Below are 17313 nucleotides of genomic sequence, written 5' to 3' on the forward strand. Positions count from 1 at the left end.
CTTTTATGCGCGTGGCGCGTATTTAAAAAATCGCTTATTTTCATGGCAGGCTATATCATCAAACCTATCTAAATATTCTAAATAGCCAATAAGATATTTGCGGCTTAAATGCGTATGTTCGCGCAGCAAATTCACATCTACATAGCTATGCTTTTGTATAAGCTCGCGCATAAGCTGCACGATAGCATTAAGCGCAGGTGTAGCGATAAACAGATTATGCGCTATGCGCACTACTTTTTGGGCTTGCGAGAGGGCTTTTAGCGCATTATCGCCTATGTGTCTATCAATATCAAGTAAATCATAAATATTATAAGGCGCCATAGGCGCGTAATGCTGTGTAGTGAGCATTTGCAAGATATTTTCTTGCACATAGGTATGAATGTCTTTAATTTGCGCCCATTTGGAGAGATATAGCCCATTTTTATGCTCAATCTGCCCTTCATTTAAAAGCTCATCTAGCGCCCTTTGGCATAGCGCAATGCTCGCCCATCGAATTTTAAGCGTGAGGCTTTGGGCTGAAAGCAAAGCGTATTTATTACGCGAAAAAATATCTAGGATATGGAGTTTTAAGACTTCAATTTGCGCCAAAGGATAGAGCGTAAGAGAATGCTCATCTACAAAGGTATTTTTAAGGCTAGAGGCAATTTGCAGGCTTTGAGTGTGGCTTAGGGTAAATCGCTGCGTTGAGCTTACAAGCCCAAAGCCCTTTTTATGCACCGCACTTAGTATTTCAAAGCTTGTTAGAAAGTCCTTATTTGCTAGCGCTTCAAGGAGCAAAAGACGCGTGTGCTTTTTAATAGGGTCGATGATGGGATTTAGGATAATGCCTCCTAGTATATCTCCCTCATCATTGCGCAAAATAAAACGCTGTGAGAATATGCCAAAGACTATCTCATCGCACTTAAGCGTGGCTAGTTTTAAGGGCTTTGTGCCAAAAGCATGCGTGTGCAGCGCTTCATCGCTTAAAAGGCGCACTTTGGCATTAAGCTTTGCGCTGCCAAGATAAAACTGATAGGTGGCATTATGCTTAACCTCCCCAAATATGCCCACATCAATGCTATCAAATCCGCGCAAATAGCCCTTTTGTGATATAAGAAATCCACGCTGCAGTGCGTTATGACTAATTTGGCTAAGATTTAGCGCTACTCTGTGCGATGTGGCGGCTCTCTGTGCGGGCTTATCGTGGATTTGAATGCCGCGCACGCTCACTTCTTTGTTAAGATTATAGATAAAGAGCTTATCATCTATTTTGCATTCTCCGCTAATCACACTGCCTGTAACCACGCAGCCCGCACCTTTAATGGCAAAACTCCTATCGATGTAGTATAAAAATAAGCCAAAATCACTTCCAAAATCACTTCTAGGTGGCTTTGGTATAGAATCTAGCACATCTTTTAGCTGCATAAGTGCTTTAGCATTGTGCGCTTGGGGGTGGAGGCTTAGGGCGATAGTGTGAGTGAGCGCGATATTACAAGTCTCAAAAAGCGCGCGCAAGTTAGATTCTATAATAGGCAGCTGCTTTGCGCTATTTTCAAGCTTATCGATTTTAGTAATCACGCAAATGCAAGATTTTATCCCTAGCATATCAGCGATTTTAAGATGCTCGATGCTTTGGGGCATAATGCCTTCATTTGCCGCCACCACAAGCAGCAAAATATCAATACCAAATGCGCCCGCAATCATATTTTTAACAAGCTTATTATGTCCTGGCACATCAATAAAAGCTACATTTCTTGAGGGCAAAGCAAGGTGAGAAAAGCTTAAATCTAGCGTAATGCCTCTTTGTTTTTCTTCTTCTAAGCTATCGCCATCAAAGCCATTAAGCGCTTTAATAAGTGTGGTTTTCCCATGGTCTATATGCCCCGCTAGCCCTACGATAATATCATTATTCATAGCATTATCGCTCATCATTTGCCCTTTGAGCTAATACCGATTCTAGAATCTGTATAATCCTCTCTTCATCGCCTGATAATAAAGTGCGCATATCAAGCAGTAAATAATCTCCTTTCACGCACGCAATAAGCCCCAAATGCCGCACGGCGCATTCAAAATCTGCTATTGGCATAGCCTTAGCCTTTAAACTCACGCCAAATGAAGCAAAGCTAAGATGTGGCACGCTGCCCCCGCCAGCTAGAGATTCTAAAGGCAGCACTTCTATATCTAAAAGCGAGCCAAATGTGGCTTTAAGCAGACTTTCTTTAAACGCAATGGCTCTAGATTCTAAACTTTGAGGTGTAAGGGAGAGGAGGTGGAGGGTTGGGATTTTCTCATACGCTTTATCTTTATAGGCTTTAAGCGTGGCTTGCAAGGCAAGGATACTAAATTTATCCACTCTTAGCGCGCGCAGGAGTTGATTAGATTTGAGTTTAGCAATAAGGTGGGATTTTCCTAAAATGATGCCCACTTGAGGACCGCCTAAGAGTTTATCACCGCTAAAGCTTAGCAAACTTGGCTTATGTGTGCAAATGGCTTTCACACTTGGCTCATCTTTTAGCTCTAGCACACCTAAATGCCCACTTCCTAAATCAAAATAATCAATTAAATTATGCTCGCGCGCCAAATGGATAAGTGCTTTTATATCACAAGACTCCACAAAGCCCACTTGCCTAAAGTTGCTTTGATGAGCTTTCATAATCATCGCGCTTTGCTCATTTATCGCTGCTTTGTAATCTGCGAGATGCGTTTTATTAGTCGTGCCTACCTCATGCAAAATACTTGAAGCACTTTTCATCACTTCTGGGATTCTAAAGCTGCCGCCAATTTCTACTAGCTCTCCGCGCGAGATAATCACCTCCTTTTGCGCCGCAAAGGTATTAAGGATAAGCAGCACAGCAGCGGCGTTGTTATTTACTAAAAGCGCATCTTCGCAGCCAAATAGCTCACATAGAATCTGCGTGCTATGCATATAGCGCTCCGCGCGCCTGCCTGTGTGCAAATCATACTCTAATGTATGATAGGAGCGCAAAAATGGCATAATTTCATCAAGGATTGCTTGAGAAAACACACTGCGCCCTAAGTTTGTTTGTATCACCACACCTGTAGCGTTAATAACGCGATTTAATGTGGGCTGTGCGGCTTTTTGGGCTTGTATTTTAAGCGTGGGGATAAGATTTTGTAAAGTAGAAGCTAGGGCTTTTGGTGTTAGCTCATCATGGCGCAGGCGCTGGCGTATAGAATCTAGATGAGTGTGGATAAGGGGCAAAAGGATAGATTTATCAATAGATTTTAAATCTTTGTGATTAAGCAGCGTATGCACTTGCGGGAGGGATTTAAATAGCTCTTGCACCTGTTTCTCCTTTGTATAAACAGCAAAAGTAAAATGCACTTATAGCGTATGCAAAATAATAAAAATAATACAAGGGCTAAAAATGGCAAAAATTTATCTTGCAGGCGGTTGCTTTTGGGGAGTGCAAGCGTATTTTGATAGAGTAGAGGGCATTATACAATCACAAGTGGGCTATGCTAATAGTCATATTATAAATCCTAGCTATGAAGTGGTGTGCAGCGGTTTAAGCGGCGCGGCTGAAGCGGTGGAGCTAGTATATAGCCATATCACTTTGGAGGAAATTATTGAGCGATTTTTATCTATCATCGACCCTTGCGCGCTTAACTATCAGGGCAATGACATTGGCACGCAATACCGCAGTGGCATATATTTCTTGCACGATAAAGAGCGCGAGATAATAGAGAAAGTTCTGTGCAAGTGGGAGCAGGCTCACGGACTTAAGGTCGTTACAGAGGTGCTGCCCTTAATAAACTTCTACCCCGCAGAAACTTATCACCAACAATATTTAGCCAAAAATCCGCGCGGGTATTGTCATATCGATATAGAATCTGCCCTGCATAATTTTAAAACGCGCCATTAAGAGCTGGGCTTATAGAATCTAACCTTAAAAACTAAGTTGATAGATGCTTTAAGCAGCTATAACTTTATACTTTAGGCGCAATGAGCGGCTCTGCCGTGAAATTGTAAGACCGCACAGCGCGTAAGCGCAACAAGTGCGGACATGATAGAATCTAACCTTAAAAACTAAGTTGATAGATGCTTTAAGCAGCTATAACTTTATACTTTAGGCGCAATGAGCGGCTCTGCCGTGAAATTGTAAGACCGCACAGCGCGTAAGCGCAACAAGTGCGGACATGATAGAATCTAACCTTAAAAACTAAGTTGATAGATGCTTTAAGCAGCTATAACTTTATACTTTGAGGGCGCAAATGTGAGCTTTGCTTATATTTGCAAGATGCGCGCGGCTTTTTACAAAAAGCAACAGCGCGGAAATGATACAATCTAGGCGCGCGAAGAATCTAAAGCAGAATTTGAAATAGCATTTAAAGTCAGCTTTAGCGTAGGGCGCATAGCATTACATAGCGCTAAAAGTGCCACACCCACATCGCCAAAAACTGCTAGCCACATATCTGCTATGCCCATTATGCCTAAAATAATGAGCGCTATTTTGCTTAAAAGTGCAAAGCTAATATTTTGCCAAGTGATAGCGCGCGTGTGTTTAGCAATGCGCAAGGCTTTGACCAGTGAGCTAAGCGAAGTATGCTGCAAAATAATATCCGCGCTTTCTTTGCTAATATCATTGCCATGCTCGCCTGTGTTTATGCTAATGCCCACATCACTGCGCCTAAGCACCACTGCATCATTAATCCCATCGCCTACAAATGCACTCTTACCCTGCCACTGCTGCATAAGTTTAGCTAGCTCTTGCTCCTTTTGCGCGGGGAGGAGATTGCCATAGGCAGATTCTATATTGAGTTCTTTAGCGAGTGCTTTTACATTATTTTCATTATCCCCACTTAAGATAGCAAAATGCTTTATCCCGCAGTTTTTAAGTGCGCGCAAATCTTCTTTAATATGATTTTTTAGTTTATCGCCGATGATGATATAGCCCGCATAAATGCCATTATGTGCGATATACACGATAGTATGCGTGCTTTGAATAGGCGCAAAAGTAATATGAAAAGATTGCATAAGCGCGGCATTACCGCATAGAATCTGCCCTTTATCGCATTGTAAAACTATGCCTTGCCCGCTTATTTCTTTGTAAGATTCTATCTTGCAGGCAGGTTGAAAGCGTTTTTTGATGCAAGTGGCAATGGGGTGATTTGAGTTCTGCTCTGCACACGCGGCTAGCTCAAGTAGGCTTTGCTCTGTGAAATTATCGCTAGGCTGCAAGGATAGAATCTCAAATGTCCCCTCTGTGAGCGTGCCTGTTTTATCAAAAATGATGTTTTTTACTAATGCTAGGCTTTCAAGGTAGATTGAGCCTTTAAATAAAATGCCTTGCGCACTTGCACGCCCAATGGAGGCAAAATACCCCAAAGGCACAGCGATTACAAGCGCACAAGGGCAGCTTATCATCATCACCACTAGTCCGCGATAAATCCACTCATGCCATTGTCCATTAAAAAGCGGCGGCACAATGGCAATGGCAAGTGAGAGCGCAAAGATAATAGGCGTGTAAATGCGCGCAAAACGCGTGATGAGCTTTTGCGTTGTGGCTTTGTTTGCGCTAGCTTCTTGCGTGAGTTTAGCAATTTTAGCAATGTGAGAATCTGCAAAAGGTTTCTCTACACGCACTTCAAGCAGTGCTGTGGTATTAATCGCGCCAGCTATTACGGATTCGCCCACATTTACGCCTACAGGGACGCTTTCACCATTGATTGAGCGTGTATCAAGGTAGCTTTTGCCTTTTAGCACTACGCCATCTGTTGGGATTTTTTCACCTACTTTTACCACAATCACATCGCCTATATGCAGTGCTTGTGGGTGTAAATCAATGAGAGTGTCATTATGCTTTTTATGAGCGATATTTGGCATAACTTGTAATAGGCTTTGAATGGAGTTTTTAGACTTTTGTATGGCTAGAGATTCTAAAAACTCACCCACACGGAAAAAGAGCATAACTGCTACTGCCTCACTTATCTCCCCTATGCACAACGCCGCAAGCGTAGCAAATAGCATAAGTGAGTTTTCATCAAAAAATATTTTATTTTTAAGATTTCTCCAAGTGGCGACAAAAATAGGCTTGCCCGCAACTCCATAAATACACATAAGCAAAGCCATATGCACTATAGCTGGAATATGCGCAAATATGGGCATATATTTTAGCGCCATAGAAACGCCAAAGAGTGCTAGCAGCGCGCCGATATAGGCTAATTCTGCATAAATGTGTGGGCTATTTGTGCTATCTTGTTTCTCATCTTGCGCATTTTCAAGGCTCGCTTGTGGTTCGATATTTAAAATAGTTTGCTTAGCTGCTGCAATATCGCAAGTGTCGATATAAAGCGTGTTGGTATTAAAATCAAGATTAGCCCTACTTGTGCTAGATAGGGCATTGAGCGCCTCCTCTATACGCGCGGCGCAGTTTGGGCAATCAACGCCACTTATGTTAAACATATATGATTGTGCTTGTTTCATAGCAGTTCCTTGAAAATTTAAAAGATATAATCATTATGGCAAATATGAGTAAATATACATATAGGGGGTATATGTATTTATCCATAAATACAATTTGTAAATATAGTAGCGCTAGATTCTATAAAATCCACACTTGCAGCTTATCAACTTGTTTTTTGAGGTTAGATTCTACAAATCATTGAATCTAAAAAACTTTAATGCTACAATGCGCATTTTCAAGGCACGATTTAGACTTTAAGCAAGGATTGTAAGTTATGAATACACAAGAGCCGCAAACACCACAACCAAAAACACCGCAAGAGCCTTCATTAGGGGATATTCTAAAATCTAAGTTTGTAGCTGATAAGGCGCGTTTCATTACAGCCTTTGTGCTTATTGGCGTGCTGGTGTTGGTGCTTGCCATTGATTCACCGCTTTTTACTTGCATTATTCTTAGTATTTTATGCCTTATTGGCGTGCAGGAGGCGCTAAAACTCTATGGCTTGCCATCAGCGTGGCACTACTATATCGCTACGGCACTAGCGTGGGTGCTGGCATATTTTAATGAGCGAGCTATAGAATCTGCGCTTTTTGTCCTTGTGTGCTATGGGGCATATTTGGCATATAGTAAGAAAATCACGCCCAAAACGCTTTTGCCCTTCATCTATCCGCTTATACCATTTTTATGTATTTATGCGCTGTATAAGGACGCTGGGGGTGCTGGTGTGTGGGTTTTAGTGTGGCTTATTGTCATTGTAGCCTTTGTCGATACAGGCGCGTATTTTGGTGGAAAGGCTTTTGGGAAAACGCCCTTTTGCCCCACTTCACCTAAAAAAACGCTTGAAGGTGCCATTTGTGGCGTAGTGTGTGGCGTTATCTTTGGCTCTTTGGTGGGGATTGGCACTTGTGGGAATTTTTTATATTCGCTTGGCATTACTTGTGTGGTGGCAGTTGCTTCTATTTTTGGCGATTTATTTGAGAGTTATTTAAAGCGAGAAGTAGGGCTTAAAGATAGCGGCAATTTGCTTCCCGGGCATGGCGGCGTGCTAGATAGGCTAGATGCGATACTCTTTGGCGCGGTGGTTATGCACTTTTTATTATTTTTCTTGCCCGGCTATAAAGATTTGATTTTGGCTCTGTAAAAGTTTGTATTTACAATGATTTTATTGGGTAGCACAGGGAGTATTGGCACAAACGCGCTTGCAATCGCCCAACAATTTGGCATAGATATAGAATCTGTATGCGCGGGCAAAAATATCGCTTTGCTCAATGAACAAATTAAGGTTTTTAAGCCTAAAAATGTCTGTATCGCGCATAAAGAAGATAGTCATAAGCTTATAAGCGGCGATTATAGGCTTTTTTATGGCGAGCGTGGCATACTAGATATGATAGAATCTTCGCACTCGCATCTTGTTGTAAATGCGCTTGTTGGATTTATGGGGCTAGCTCCTAGTTTTAAGGCTTTAAAGTGCGCTAAAAGGCTAGCTTTGGCTAATAAAGAATCGCTAGTTAATGCCGGCTGGCTGCTCTCTCAAGCTGATATTATACCCATTGATAGCGAGCATTTTGGCTTATGGTATCTTAAATCGCGCCCTTTTAAAAAGCTCTATATTACCGCAAGCGGCGGGGCATTCCGCGATATGCCTCTAAAACTTATGGCTAAAGCCACACCACAAGATGCGCTCAAGCACCCCAACTGGCAAATGGGACAGAAAATCACTATAGATTCTGCCACTATGGTAAATAAGCTTTTTGAAATCCTAGAGGCACGCTGGCTGTTTGACAGCAAGGATATTGACGCATTTATAGAATCTAGCTCGCAAATGCACGCGCTTATTGAGTTTTTTGATGGGAGCATTACTGCGCATATAAGCACGCCTGATATGAAGCTGCCTATCGCGTATGCCCTAGATGCAAGCAAAGCAAGTATGCAATCTTACATTAAGCCATTTGATATAAGCGCGCTTAGCGTGTGCTTAAAGCCTATTTCGTCGGAGCGTTATCCGCTGTGGATTCTCAAAAATGAGCTACTTGCATGCCCTCAAAAAGGCATAGTGCTAAATGCAAGCAATGAAGTAGCAGTAGAGGCGTTTTTAGCTCATAAAATACCCTTTATGGACATAAGCGCGCTTGTGCTAGATATGATAGAGCATTTTGCGCATATTAAGCTTGCACATTTAAATGATATAGAATCTATACAAGATTGCGATGCGCAGGTGCGTGCGCTATCAAAGCAGTGGATAGAAAGGAGAGCAAATGCAAGGCTTTAATATTCACCCATCATTGCTAGCTTTGCAAACTTTGGGCATAGGCTTTAGGCACGCTTTGCACAAGATTCCAGAATCTTCAGGGCAGGAGTTTAAAACAGCAGCATTTTGCAAAGATATATTAGAAAAATGTGGCTTTATTATCACTCCATTTGCAGGCTGCACAGGATTTGTAGCAGATATGGAGGCAGATTCTATAAATGCGCCCAGAGTAGCTATTCGTGCAGATATGGACGCGCTTGAAATGGAGGATTTAACCACAGATGAGCATTGCTCCACGCATAAAGGGCTAGCGCACAATTGTGGGCATGATTTGCATATGGCTATTGCGCTTTTAAGCGCGCATTTTATAGCAGAGCATAGGGATAAACTCCCTTGCAATGTGCGCTTTATTTTCCAAATGGCAGAGGAGAAGTCAAGCATTCCGGGTGCGGATAAAATGGTGGAGCTTGGCTGTATGCAGGGTGTAGATGAGGTGTATGCGCTGCATAATGATGGCTCGCTAGAATATGGTAGCGTGCATATTAATAAGGGGGTTATGAGTTCTTTTGGCACGATTTGGCGATTAGATATTGAGGGTAAAGCCGCGCATGGCTCTACGCCGCACAAAGGCTTAGACGCGGTGCGTGAAGGTGGGAGAATCTTAGCTGATATGGATTATGTTGTAGCAAAGCAGATTAATCCCTTTTCTCATGCGGTATTTTCTTGCGGTATGTTTCATGGTGGCTCTATCCCTAATGGCGTGGCAGAATCTGCTACATTACAAGGCACTATTCGCGCAATGGATAAGCATACTGATGAGATATTAAAAAATGCCCTAAAAGATATACAGGCTCAAAGCCGTGCGCGTGGCTTTAATGTGCAATTGCATTATGATGGCTATCCAGCTATGATAAATCACCCCCTATGCGCACAAAAAATCATTGATGCTGCTAAAAAATGCCTTAAAAATCATACTATGCTTATAGAATCTTGCGAGCCTATGAGCGCTAGCGAGGACTTTAGCTATATGATAAATGCCGCGCCAGAGCATAAGGGCGCGATGTATTTTCTAGGGAGTGGGAATGTGCAAAAAGGGATTTGCAATTATCTGCACGCTAATCCCTACTATGTGGAGGATAGGGCTGTGATTGTTGGCGCGCAAATATGGATAAACCTTATCTTTGGTGATGTGTTGGATAATAAGTTATAGACTAATATGCTACAATCCGCACTTTGTGTAAAAGGAGTGAATAAAATGAGTAATGTGTCCCCTTTAGTTTCAACAAGAGATGAGCAAAGTAGCACTAGCTTTATTGAGGCTATGCTTAATCCCAGTGCCGCGCGAGGCGGGCTTTATACCTTTAAGAGTTTGCCTACTTTTACGCTTAAAGATATAGAATCTTTTACCAAATTAAGCTATGCCAAGCTTTGTGAGGATATTTTTACGCGCTTAAATCTTAATCTTAGCGCACCTGTTTTAGAAGCGGCTTTGCGCACTTATGAGCATTTTGATAATCCGCTTAATCCCGCACCATTCCTGCCTTTTAGTGAAAATCTCTTTATGCTTAATTTATTTTCAGGTCCTACGCGCGCGTTTAAAGATATGGCTTTGCAGCCCTTTGGCGTGCTTTTATCGCATTTTGCAAAAGAGCGCAAAAAACCTTACTTAGTGCTTGCTGCCACCAGTGGCGATACAGGTCCAGCGACTTTGGAGAGCTTGGCAAATAAGGATTACATTAAGGTGGTGTGCCTCTATCCACATGGCGGCACAAGCGATGTGCAGCGGCTGCAGATGACCACACAAAGCGCGCATAATTGCAAAGTGTTTGGTATAGAGGGGAATTTTGATGACGCACAAAGCACACTTAAACATTTACTTGCCAGTAAGTCATTTTTACAGAATCTAGACGCACAAGGTATGGCGCTTTCAGCGGCAAATTCTGTCAATATCGGGCGCATTGTGTTTCAAATTGTCTATCACATTTGGGCGTATGTGAGTTTGGTTAAATCGCAACATATTCAATGTGGTGAGAAGCTCTCTATTGTCGTGCCAAGTGGGAATTTTGGCAATATTTTAGGCGCGTTTTTTGCTAAAAAAATGGGTTTGCCACTAGCGCGCCTTGTGGTGGCTGCAAATGTGAATAATGTCTTAAGCGAGTTTATTAATACAGGTATGTATGACATTACCTCGCGCCAGCTTATTAAATCTAAATCGCCCGCTATGGATATTTTAAAAAGTTCAAATGTGGAGCGCGTGCTGTATGCGCTCTTTGGCGATAAACGCACATATGAATTATTAAGCGCGTTTGCTAAAGAGGGCAAATATACTTTGACAAGCGCGGAGCTAGCGTTATTGCAAGAGGATTTTTGCGCGCTAGATTGCAGTGATGAGCAGTGTTTGCAAAGTATTGTGGAGGCTTTTAGAGCGGGCTTTGTGCTAGATTCTCATAGTGCGATTGGCTACTATGTGGCAAAGACGCTGCAAGCAAAGGGTAGTATAGATAAAAGCATATTTTTAGCCACAGCAGAGTGGAGTAAATTTGCCCCAAGTGTGCAAGAAGCGCTCATAAAAGCGCATATATTGCCCAATATGCGTGCTATGGAGAGTAAAGAAGTCGATAAAGCAGCCATTGAAGCCATTTGTAATATGGCACATATTGAACTGCCAAAGCGTATTTATGGACTTTTTTCTAAGCCTGAAGTGCAAAAAGAAGTCCTGCCCATAGCGCAGGTAGAGCCGCGCATAATAGAGTGGCTTACAGAATCTAAAAGGTAAAAGATTAAAAAAATATGATAGAATCTGCCCCTAAAGCCTATGCAAAAGGAGTGTGAATGGATTTTGTGAGCATTATTATGGGGAGTAAGAGCGATTATAGCATTATGAGCGAGTGCATAGCTGTGCTTAAAAAATTTGATGTGGCTTATGAAGTGATTATTAGCTCCGCTCATCGCTCACCAGAGCGCACAAAATCATACATTCAAGACGCACAATCTCGTGGTGCGCAGGTTTTTATTGGTGCGGCGGGTATGGCGGCGCATTTAGCAGGCGCAATTGCTGCGCAAACTTGCAAGCCAGTGATTGGCGTGCCTTTGTGCGGTGGCGCGCTTGATGGGCTTGATGCGCTTTTATCCACAGTGCAAATGCCAAGCTCCATGCCTGTGGCGACAGTGAGCATTGGCAAGGCAGGTGCGATTAATGCGGCATATTTGGCTATGCAGATTTTAAGCCTAAAAAATGATGAATTAGCGGGCAAACTTATCGAAGACCGCGTGATGAAGGCAAAAAAGGTAGAATTAGATTCAGCAGAAATCGAAGTGAGAATCTAGGGGGACATTATGGATAATACAACCACTTGGCTAGGACTAGAGGAGTTTATTAAACTTTCAGGCTTAGATGAAACTAAGATTATGGAGCTTGTGAATGAGGGCAGCATAAAGAGCAAGCAAGAGGATAATAAAATCTTTATTGACGCAAGCTCTGGCACTTCTGCGTTAGTGAAAAAAGTAGAATCTGGGCTTGTCTCTGCGGATATGAGCGGTAAGGAGCTAGACCCTGTATTTGTGGAAAAGACCATTTCAACGATTTTAGGCTTGCATGATAAAGTCATCGCGGCAAAAGATGAGACTATTAGTGCGTTTAAAAATGAAAATACATTCTTAAAAGACGCACTTATTTCTATGCAAGAAGTGTATGATGATGATAAAAAGACTATGGAGACCCTGCGCATGGAATTAGAGCGCTCAAGAGAGGAAATTGAATTTATGAAGCGTAAATATCGCCTTATGTGGGGTAAAGTCTCTAATATGACAGAGCCAAAATGAGAGCAAGGCAGGCGTGTTTAGTATGCTTGCAAAATCAGGCAGAAAATGTCTGCAAAATGCTGCATACAAGCCATGCTAAAGATATTGCACAAGCTATAAATAAAAAGCTTTCACACTTTAAAGACGCCAAAGACACAGCGCAAAATCCCAATTCTCCCATCACACAGCCGCTTTATCCGCCACAAATTGCCATTAGCATTTATGCGTATTTAGCCGCTGCTTTGGGCGTGGAAGACCCATTTTTACACATTAAGCAAGAAAGCATGGTGCGTGCAAATGCAATTATTAATAATTTGCTCGCGCGATATAGCCCGCCAGAACTTAAATATATAGAATCTAGCACAGAATCTCAAGCGCAATATAGCCTAGATTCTATCACACAGCGACTAGATTGGGCTGTGCGTATGGCGATTTTGGGCAATGTGATTGATTATGGCTCACAAAGTGCCTTTAGCTTTGAGCATGCAGACTTTGGCTTTGAATCTATGCAATTTGGTATTTTTGACATACAAGCCTTTGCAAAAGCGCTAGATTCTGCACAGAGCTTATTATATTTAGCCGATAATGCGGGAGAGAATATATTTGATAAAGTGTTAATCCACACGCTTAAAATTATTTATCCCAATCTTAGAATCTACTACGCACTGCGCGGGCGGGCGATTATTAATGATTTAACGCTTGCTGATATGGCACACCCTTTAGCGCAAGATATGCAAAAATTCTGCACTTTGCTAGATTCTGGCGTGAGAAGTCCGGGCTTTGTGTATGATGATGCTAATGCTAAAACACGCGCTATTTACGATAGTGCAAGCGTGATACTAGCTAAAGGTATGGGGAATTTTGAATGTTTAGAATCTAGCAAAGATAAAAGGCTGTTTTTGCTTTTTAAGGTTAAATGCGATGTTGTGGCGCACTTTTGCGGAGTGCAAAAGGGTATGATGATGTTTAAGCACAATGTATAGGCGCTGCGCGTGCATTACAGGGCAGGGCTTTTGGGCGTAATTTAAAGTGCGCATAACCGCTTTTTTAATAAATATACATTACAATACGCCTTTATTTATGCCAAAGAAGCCTCAAATGGCGTAGCATAGGCGCAAGGAGTAATATGCTAAGTTTTTCAAATATTTTATTAACATTGCAGGATTTTTGGGTAAAACAAGGTTGCCTCATCATGCAGCCTTATGACATACCCGCAGGAGCAGGGACATTCCACCCCGCTACTTTGCTAAGAAGCTTAGATTCTAAACCTTGGAGTGTTGCTTATGTCGCACCTTCTCGCCGCCCAACAGATGGGCGCTATGGGGAAAATCCAAACCGCTTAGGGAGCTATTATCAATTTCAAGTGCTTATTAAACCAAGCCCTAATAATATTCAAGAGCTGTATTTGCGTAGTCTGGAGGCTTTGGGCTTAGATTTAAAATCTCACGATGTGCGCTTTGTGGAGGATAATTGGGAGAGTCCAACGCTTGGCGCGTGGGGTTTAGGCTGGGAAGTGTGGCTTGATGGTATGGAGGTAACGCAATTTACATATTTTCAGCAAGTAGGTGGCATAGCCTGCTCGCCTGTGCCTGTAGAGATTACCTATGGCGTGGAGCGGCTAGCTATGTATATTCAAGGTGTGGAAAATATTTTTGATATTGTGTGGAATGATAGTCAAATGCGCTATGCCGATGTGCATTTGGAGGGCGAATATGAATTTTCTAAATATCATTTTGAGATAGCTGATACACAAATGCTTGTGTTGTTGTTTAATCAATATGCGCAAGAGGCAAAGCGTTGCTTAGATGCGCGCATTCCGCTTGTGGCGTATGATTATGCGATGTTTGCAAGCCATTTTTTTAATATCCTTGATGCGCGTAAAGCCATTTCTGTAGCGCAAAGGCAAAATTATATCTTACAAATCCGCGAGCTTGCCAAATCTTGCGCGATACTTTATAAAGATATGGAAGATGAGAGACATACTAGAATAGAGCGGGCAAAGGGCTTGTAATGCGCTTTATCTTGTTATGCACTATGATTGCTAGCCTGTGTTTTGGGGGCAATTTGGTGCGTGATTTTGAGCTTTATAAACTTAATGCAGGTGATAAGCGCGCGCCTACTTTGCTTTTAATGGGCGGCATTCATGGTGATGAGCCAGGGGCGTATTATTCTACAGATTTATTTGTGCGCCACTATAAAATCGTGCGAGGTAGCGTGTGGGTCGTGCCTGTGGTAAATCCGCATGGTATGTTTGCCAATATGCGCGGTATGTATGGGGATATGAATCGCAAATTTGCCGCCCTTGCGCCTGATGACCCAGATTATCAAAGTATCCAAAAGATTAAAGCCCTGCTTGCGGATAAAGATGTGGATATTTCCATGCATTTGCACGATGGTAGCGGGTATTGGCGTCCTACTTATGAAAATAGTTTATTTAATCCCCACAAATGGGGAAATTGCTCCGTGATAGACCAGCCAGAGCTAAGTGGGGCAAAATATGGCAATATAGAATCTTTTGTAACCCAAATGGTAGCAGATATTAACGCACACATCACTAATCCCGCACATCGCTACCATGTGCATAATACCCACACAAAAGCTAAAAATGACATTGAACAGCTTAAAGCGCTTACATTTTTTTCGCTCTCACTTGGCAAACCTGCTTTGACTAATGAAGCTAGCAAGGAGCTTGATGTCCCTACACGCGTGTATTATCATTTGCTTGCTATAGAATCTCTGCTTGGGCAGCTAGGCATTGCCTTTGAGCGGGATTTTACACTAAGTGTAGATTCTATAAAAAGGCTGCTTGCTACGACTTATTTGCAAGCGCGCATTGAAGAGCATATCGCGCTGCCTTTAGATTCTCTGCGCGCTCATATCAGCTATTTTCCACTGCCGCGCGGGGTGAATTTAGCCGATATTAAAATTACCTCACAGAGCCATTTGCTAGGCTTAGTGAGTAATAAAAAAGGGCAAGTTGAGCTAAAATATGGCTATCGCACGCTAAGCACATTTACGCCCCAATGGAGTGAGTTTGATAATTCGCTAAAAACGCTCCAAGTAAAAATTGATGATAATATAGAATCTATCCCCATAGGCTCAATCATTTATGCAAAGCAAAGCATAGAGTTTGAGCCTTTAAGCGAGTATCGCATAAATGTGATTGGCTATGTTAAGCCTAATGACAGCTCGCCCCTGCCTAATGAAAGCGGCATTAAAATTTATAAAAAAGATTTTATCCCTAAATACAGCCTTGATACCAAAGCTCAAATATATCGCGCCGAAATTTATCATAATGATACTTTTAGCGGTATGATAACTATTTCCTTTGCCCCGCCAGTGCTAGAGCCTACGCCTATTTATCAAGCGGTGGTGTATAAGCCAGCAATGAATGCCTCTTTAGCGCAAAATAAGCCCTCCACATCATCGCCTTTGCCTCCTGCTTCATCGCCCGCACAGGTAGCAACTGCAGAGGATTTGAAAAAAGTCCCACAAAGTGTAGATTCTAAAAAAATAGATAAAGATATAGAATCTAGCGCCCTTAGCGCCAAAAATGCTGCAAATTTGGGCAATTTAGCCGATGCCATGTATATGGTGAAATCTCAAATGGGCGTGAATGTGCGCGCAAATCCTAGCACTTCAAGTGCGATTGTGGCGAAATTACCACAAGGTGCGCAAGTAAAGCTACTAGCAAGAGAGGGTATGTGGAGCAAGGTTACTTATGCGCACATGGCGCAAGGCTATATTATCTCACGCGCGCTTACAGATTCTATAACGCCCTCCATTGTAACGCCGCCCACAGCCACCACAACGCCTAAAATCTCCCAATCCACAAACGCGCAAACTTCCGCACAGAATCTAAAAGCGCTAGATTCTATCATTACAGAATCTACGCCCATTGCGCCCACACAAACACCTCCAAAAGATACATTAAAGCCACAATATGCAAAAGTCATCGTGCCAGCGGCATTTGTGCGTTTAGCACCATCGATACAATCTGCTATCGTGGCTAAAGCTCCTTTGGGCAGAGAAATGCAGATTTTTGCGCTAGATTCTATAGAATCTAAGGAGTGGGTGCGGGTGTATTATGTGTTTGAGGGCAAGTCGGGCAAAAAGATAATTAATGGCTATGTGGCAAAAAGATTGCTCAAAATCCTGTGAGGGCGCGCTATGGACTTTGTAATCACTGAAGAGACATTTTTAATTTCTGATAGTCACTTTGGGCATAAAGCCGTGCTAGAGCGTGAGCCATCGCGCCTGCAAAGTGCTAGAGCGTGTGGGTATAGCGACTTTTATGCGTTTCATAGGGATTTATGGAATGAGGCTGTGGGGAAAAAAGATAGGCTTTTGCATTTGGGGGATTTATTTTATAAGGGTGGATTTGGCTATGTTAAAGCGCTTCATGGCATAAATGAGCTTATTATTGGCAATAATGACATAAAGCGTTTTGTAAAACTTAAAAAGCTCAAAAATTGGCATGTGCAGAAAGGCTTAAAACTAAATATCCCGCATGCGGAGAGTATTTTAAAAAAGCTCTATATGCAATTTGGCAAGACCATAATCAAGGAGGATATTTACCTTAATGCCATTGTGCAGGACATTGGCGGGGAGCGGATAATGTTCTCGCATTTTCCAGTGTTTCATCGCAAGGCGCATGATAGATTTGAAAAAAGCCGCGATACGCTCGATAAGCTTTTTGCTCTAGCGGATTGCTCGCTTAATATACATGGGCATATCCATTCGCGTCAGACTAATTATTCGTTTTGTGTTAATGTGTGCTGCGAGCATTTAGGATTTACGCCTAGGCGCTTAAGTGAAATTCTCGCACTATGGCGCAAAAGAGTGCTTATTTAGGTT

At 42.4% G+C, this 17313-nt stretch carries 14 protein-coding genes; 11 read left to right on the plus strand and 3 right to left on the minus strand.

Going from position 1 to position 17313, the window contains the following annotated elements:
* Nucleotides 1–3: 3 nt before the first annotated feature.
* Complete coding sequence (gene selB, locus LS71_RS04705; protein ID WP_052058137.1) at nt 4–1908, minus strand: selenocysteine-specific translation elongation factor; 1905 nt, start codon at nt 1906–1908, stop codon at nt 4–6.
* Complete coding sequence (gene selA / locus LS71_RS04710; RefSeq protein ID WP_081946293.1) at nt 1898–3286, minus strand: L-seryl-tRNA(Sec) selenium transferase; 1389 nt, start codon at nt 3284–3286, stop codon at nt 1898–1900. Before selA ends, selB begins: the two co-directional genes overlap by 11 nt.
* Nucleotides 3287–3368: 82 nt before the next feature.
* Here selA and msrA point away from each other — a divergent pair, with 82 nt between their 5' ends.
* A complete protein-coding gene (gene msrA, locus LS71_RS04715; RefSeq protein ID WP_034356219.1) occupies nt 3369–3866 on the plus strand; it encodes a peptide-methionine (S)-S-oxide reductase MsrA in 498 nt (165 codons plus the stop codon).
* Nucleotides 3867–4288: 422 nt separating this feature from the next.
* Here msrA and LS71_RS04720 read toward each other — a convergent pair whose 3' ends face one another.
* Nucleotides 4289–6427 carry a heavy metal translocating P-type ATPase gene (locus LS71_RS04720; protein ID WP_052058047.1) on the minus strand — a complete coding sequence of 713 codons (2139 nt, stop codon included), beginning with the start codon at nt 6425–6427 and terminating at the stop codon, nt 4289–4291.
* A gap of 254 nt (nt 6428–6681) precedes the next feature.
* Between LS71_RS04720 and LS71_RS04725 the strand changes: the two genes are divergently transcribed.
* The 10 genes from LS71_RS04725 to LS71_RS04770 all read left to right on the plus strand — a co-directional run bounded on the left by LS71_RS04725 (nt 6682) and on the right by LS71_RS04770 (nt 17310).
* Nucleotides 6682–7548, plus strand: a complete 867-nt coding sequence (locus LS71_RS04725; RefSeq protein ID WP_052058050.1) for a phosphatidate cytidylyltransferase — start codon at nt 6682–6684, stop codon at nt 7546–7548.
* Between the two features lie 15 nt (nt 7549–7563).
* Complete coding sequence (gene dxr, locus LS71_RS04730; RefSeq protein WP_034355075.1) at nt 7564–8676, plus strand: 1-deoxy-D-xylulose-5-phosphate reductoisomerase; 1113 nt, start codon at nt 7564–7566, stop codon at nt 8674–8676.
* Nucleotides 8663–9865: a M20 metallopeptidase family protein gene (locus tag LS71_RS04735; protein WP_034355078.1), complete on the plus strand. Its 1203-nt coding sequence runs from the start codon at nt 8663–8665 to the stop codon at nt 9863–9865. The genes dxr and LS71_RS04735 overlap by 14 nt, the downstream gene beginning before the upstream one ends.
* 45 nt (nt 9866–9910) lie before the next feature.
* On the plus strand, nt 9911–11431 hold the full coding sequence (gene thrC / locus LS71_RS04740; protein ID WP_034355081.1) for a threonine synthase: 1521 nt from the start codon (nt 9911–9913) through the stop codon (nt 11429–11431).
* 56 nt (nt 11432–11487) lie between these two features.
* Nucleotides 11488–11982 (plus strand): 5-(carboxyamino)imidazole ribonucleotide mutase, encoded by a 495-nt coding sequence (gene purE / locus LS71_RS04745; RefSeq protein ID WP_034355084.1) that lies wholly within the window; start codon nt 11488–11490, stop codon nt 11980–11982.
* A gap of 9 nt (nt 11983–11991) precedes the next feature.
* A complete protein-coding gene (locus LS71_RS04750) occupies nt 11992–12477 on the plus strand; it encodes a DUF3972 domain-containing protein (RefSeq protein WP_034355087.1) in 486 nt (161 codons plus the stop codon).
* Nucleotides 12474–13439: a damage-control phosphatase ARMT1 family protein gene (locus LS71_RS04755; protein WP_034355090.1), complete on the plus strand. Its 966-nt coding sequence runs from the start codon at nt 12474–12476 to the stop codon at nt 13437–13439. The genes LS71_RS04750 and LS71_RS04755 overlap by 4 nt, the downstream gene beginning before the upstream one ends.
* 143 nt (nt 13440–13582) lie before the next feature.
* Complete coding sequence (gene glyQ, locus LS71_RS04760) at nt 13583–14467, plus strand: glycine--tRNA ligase subunit alpha (RefSeq protein WP_034355093.1); 885 nt, start codon at nt 13583–13585, stop codon at nt 14465–14467.
* Entirely contained in the window at nt 14467–16617 is a 2151-nt protein-coding gene (locus LS71_RS04765; protein WP_034355096.1) for a M99 family carboxypeptidase catalytic domain-containing protein, read from the plus strand. The genes glyQ and LS71_RS04765 overlap by 1 nt, the downstream gene beginning before the upstream one ends.
* A gap of 9 nt (nt 16618–16626) precedes the next feature.
* Nucleotides 16627–17310 carry a metallophosphoesterase gene (locus LS71_RS04770; RefSeq protein WP_034355100.1) on the plus strand — a complete coding sequence of 228 codons (684 nt, stop codon included), beginning with the start codon at nt 16627–16629 and terminating at the stop codon, nt 17308–17310.
* The last annotated feature ends 3 nt before the right edge of the window (nt 17311–17313 follow it).

It is taken from the genome of Helicobacter jaachi, from assembly GCF_000763135.2.
Lineage (GTDB): Bacteria > Campylobacterota > Campylobacteria > Campylobacterales > Helicobacteraceae > Helicobacter_C > Helicobacter_C jaachi.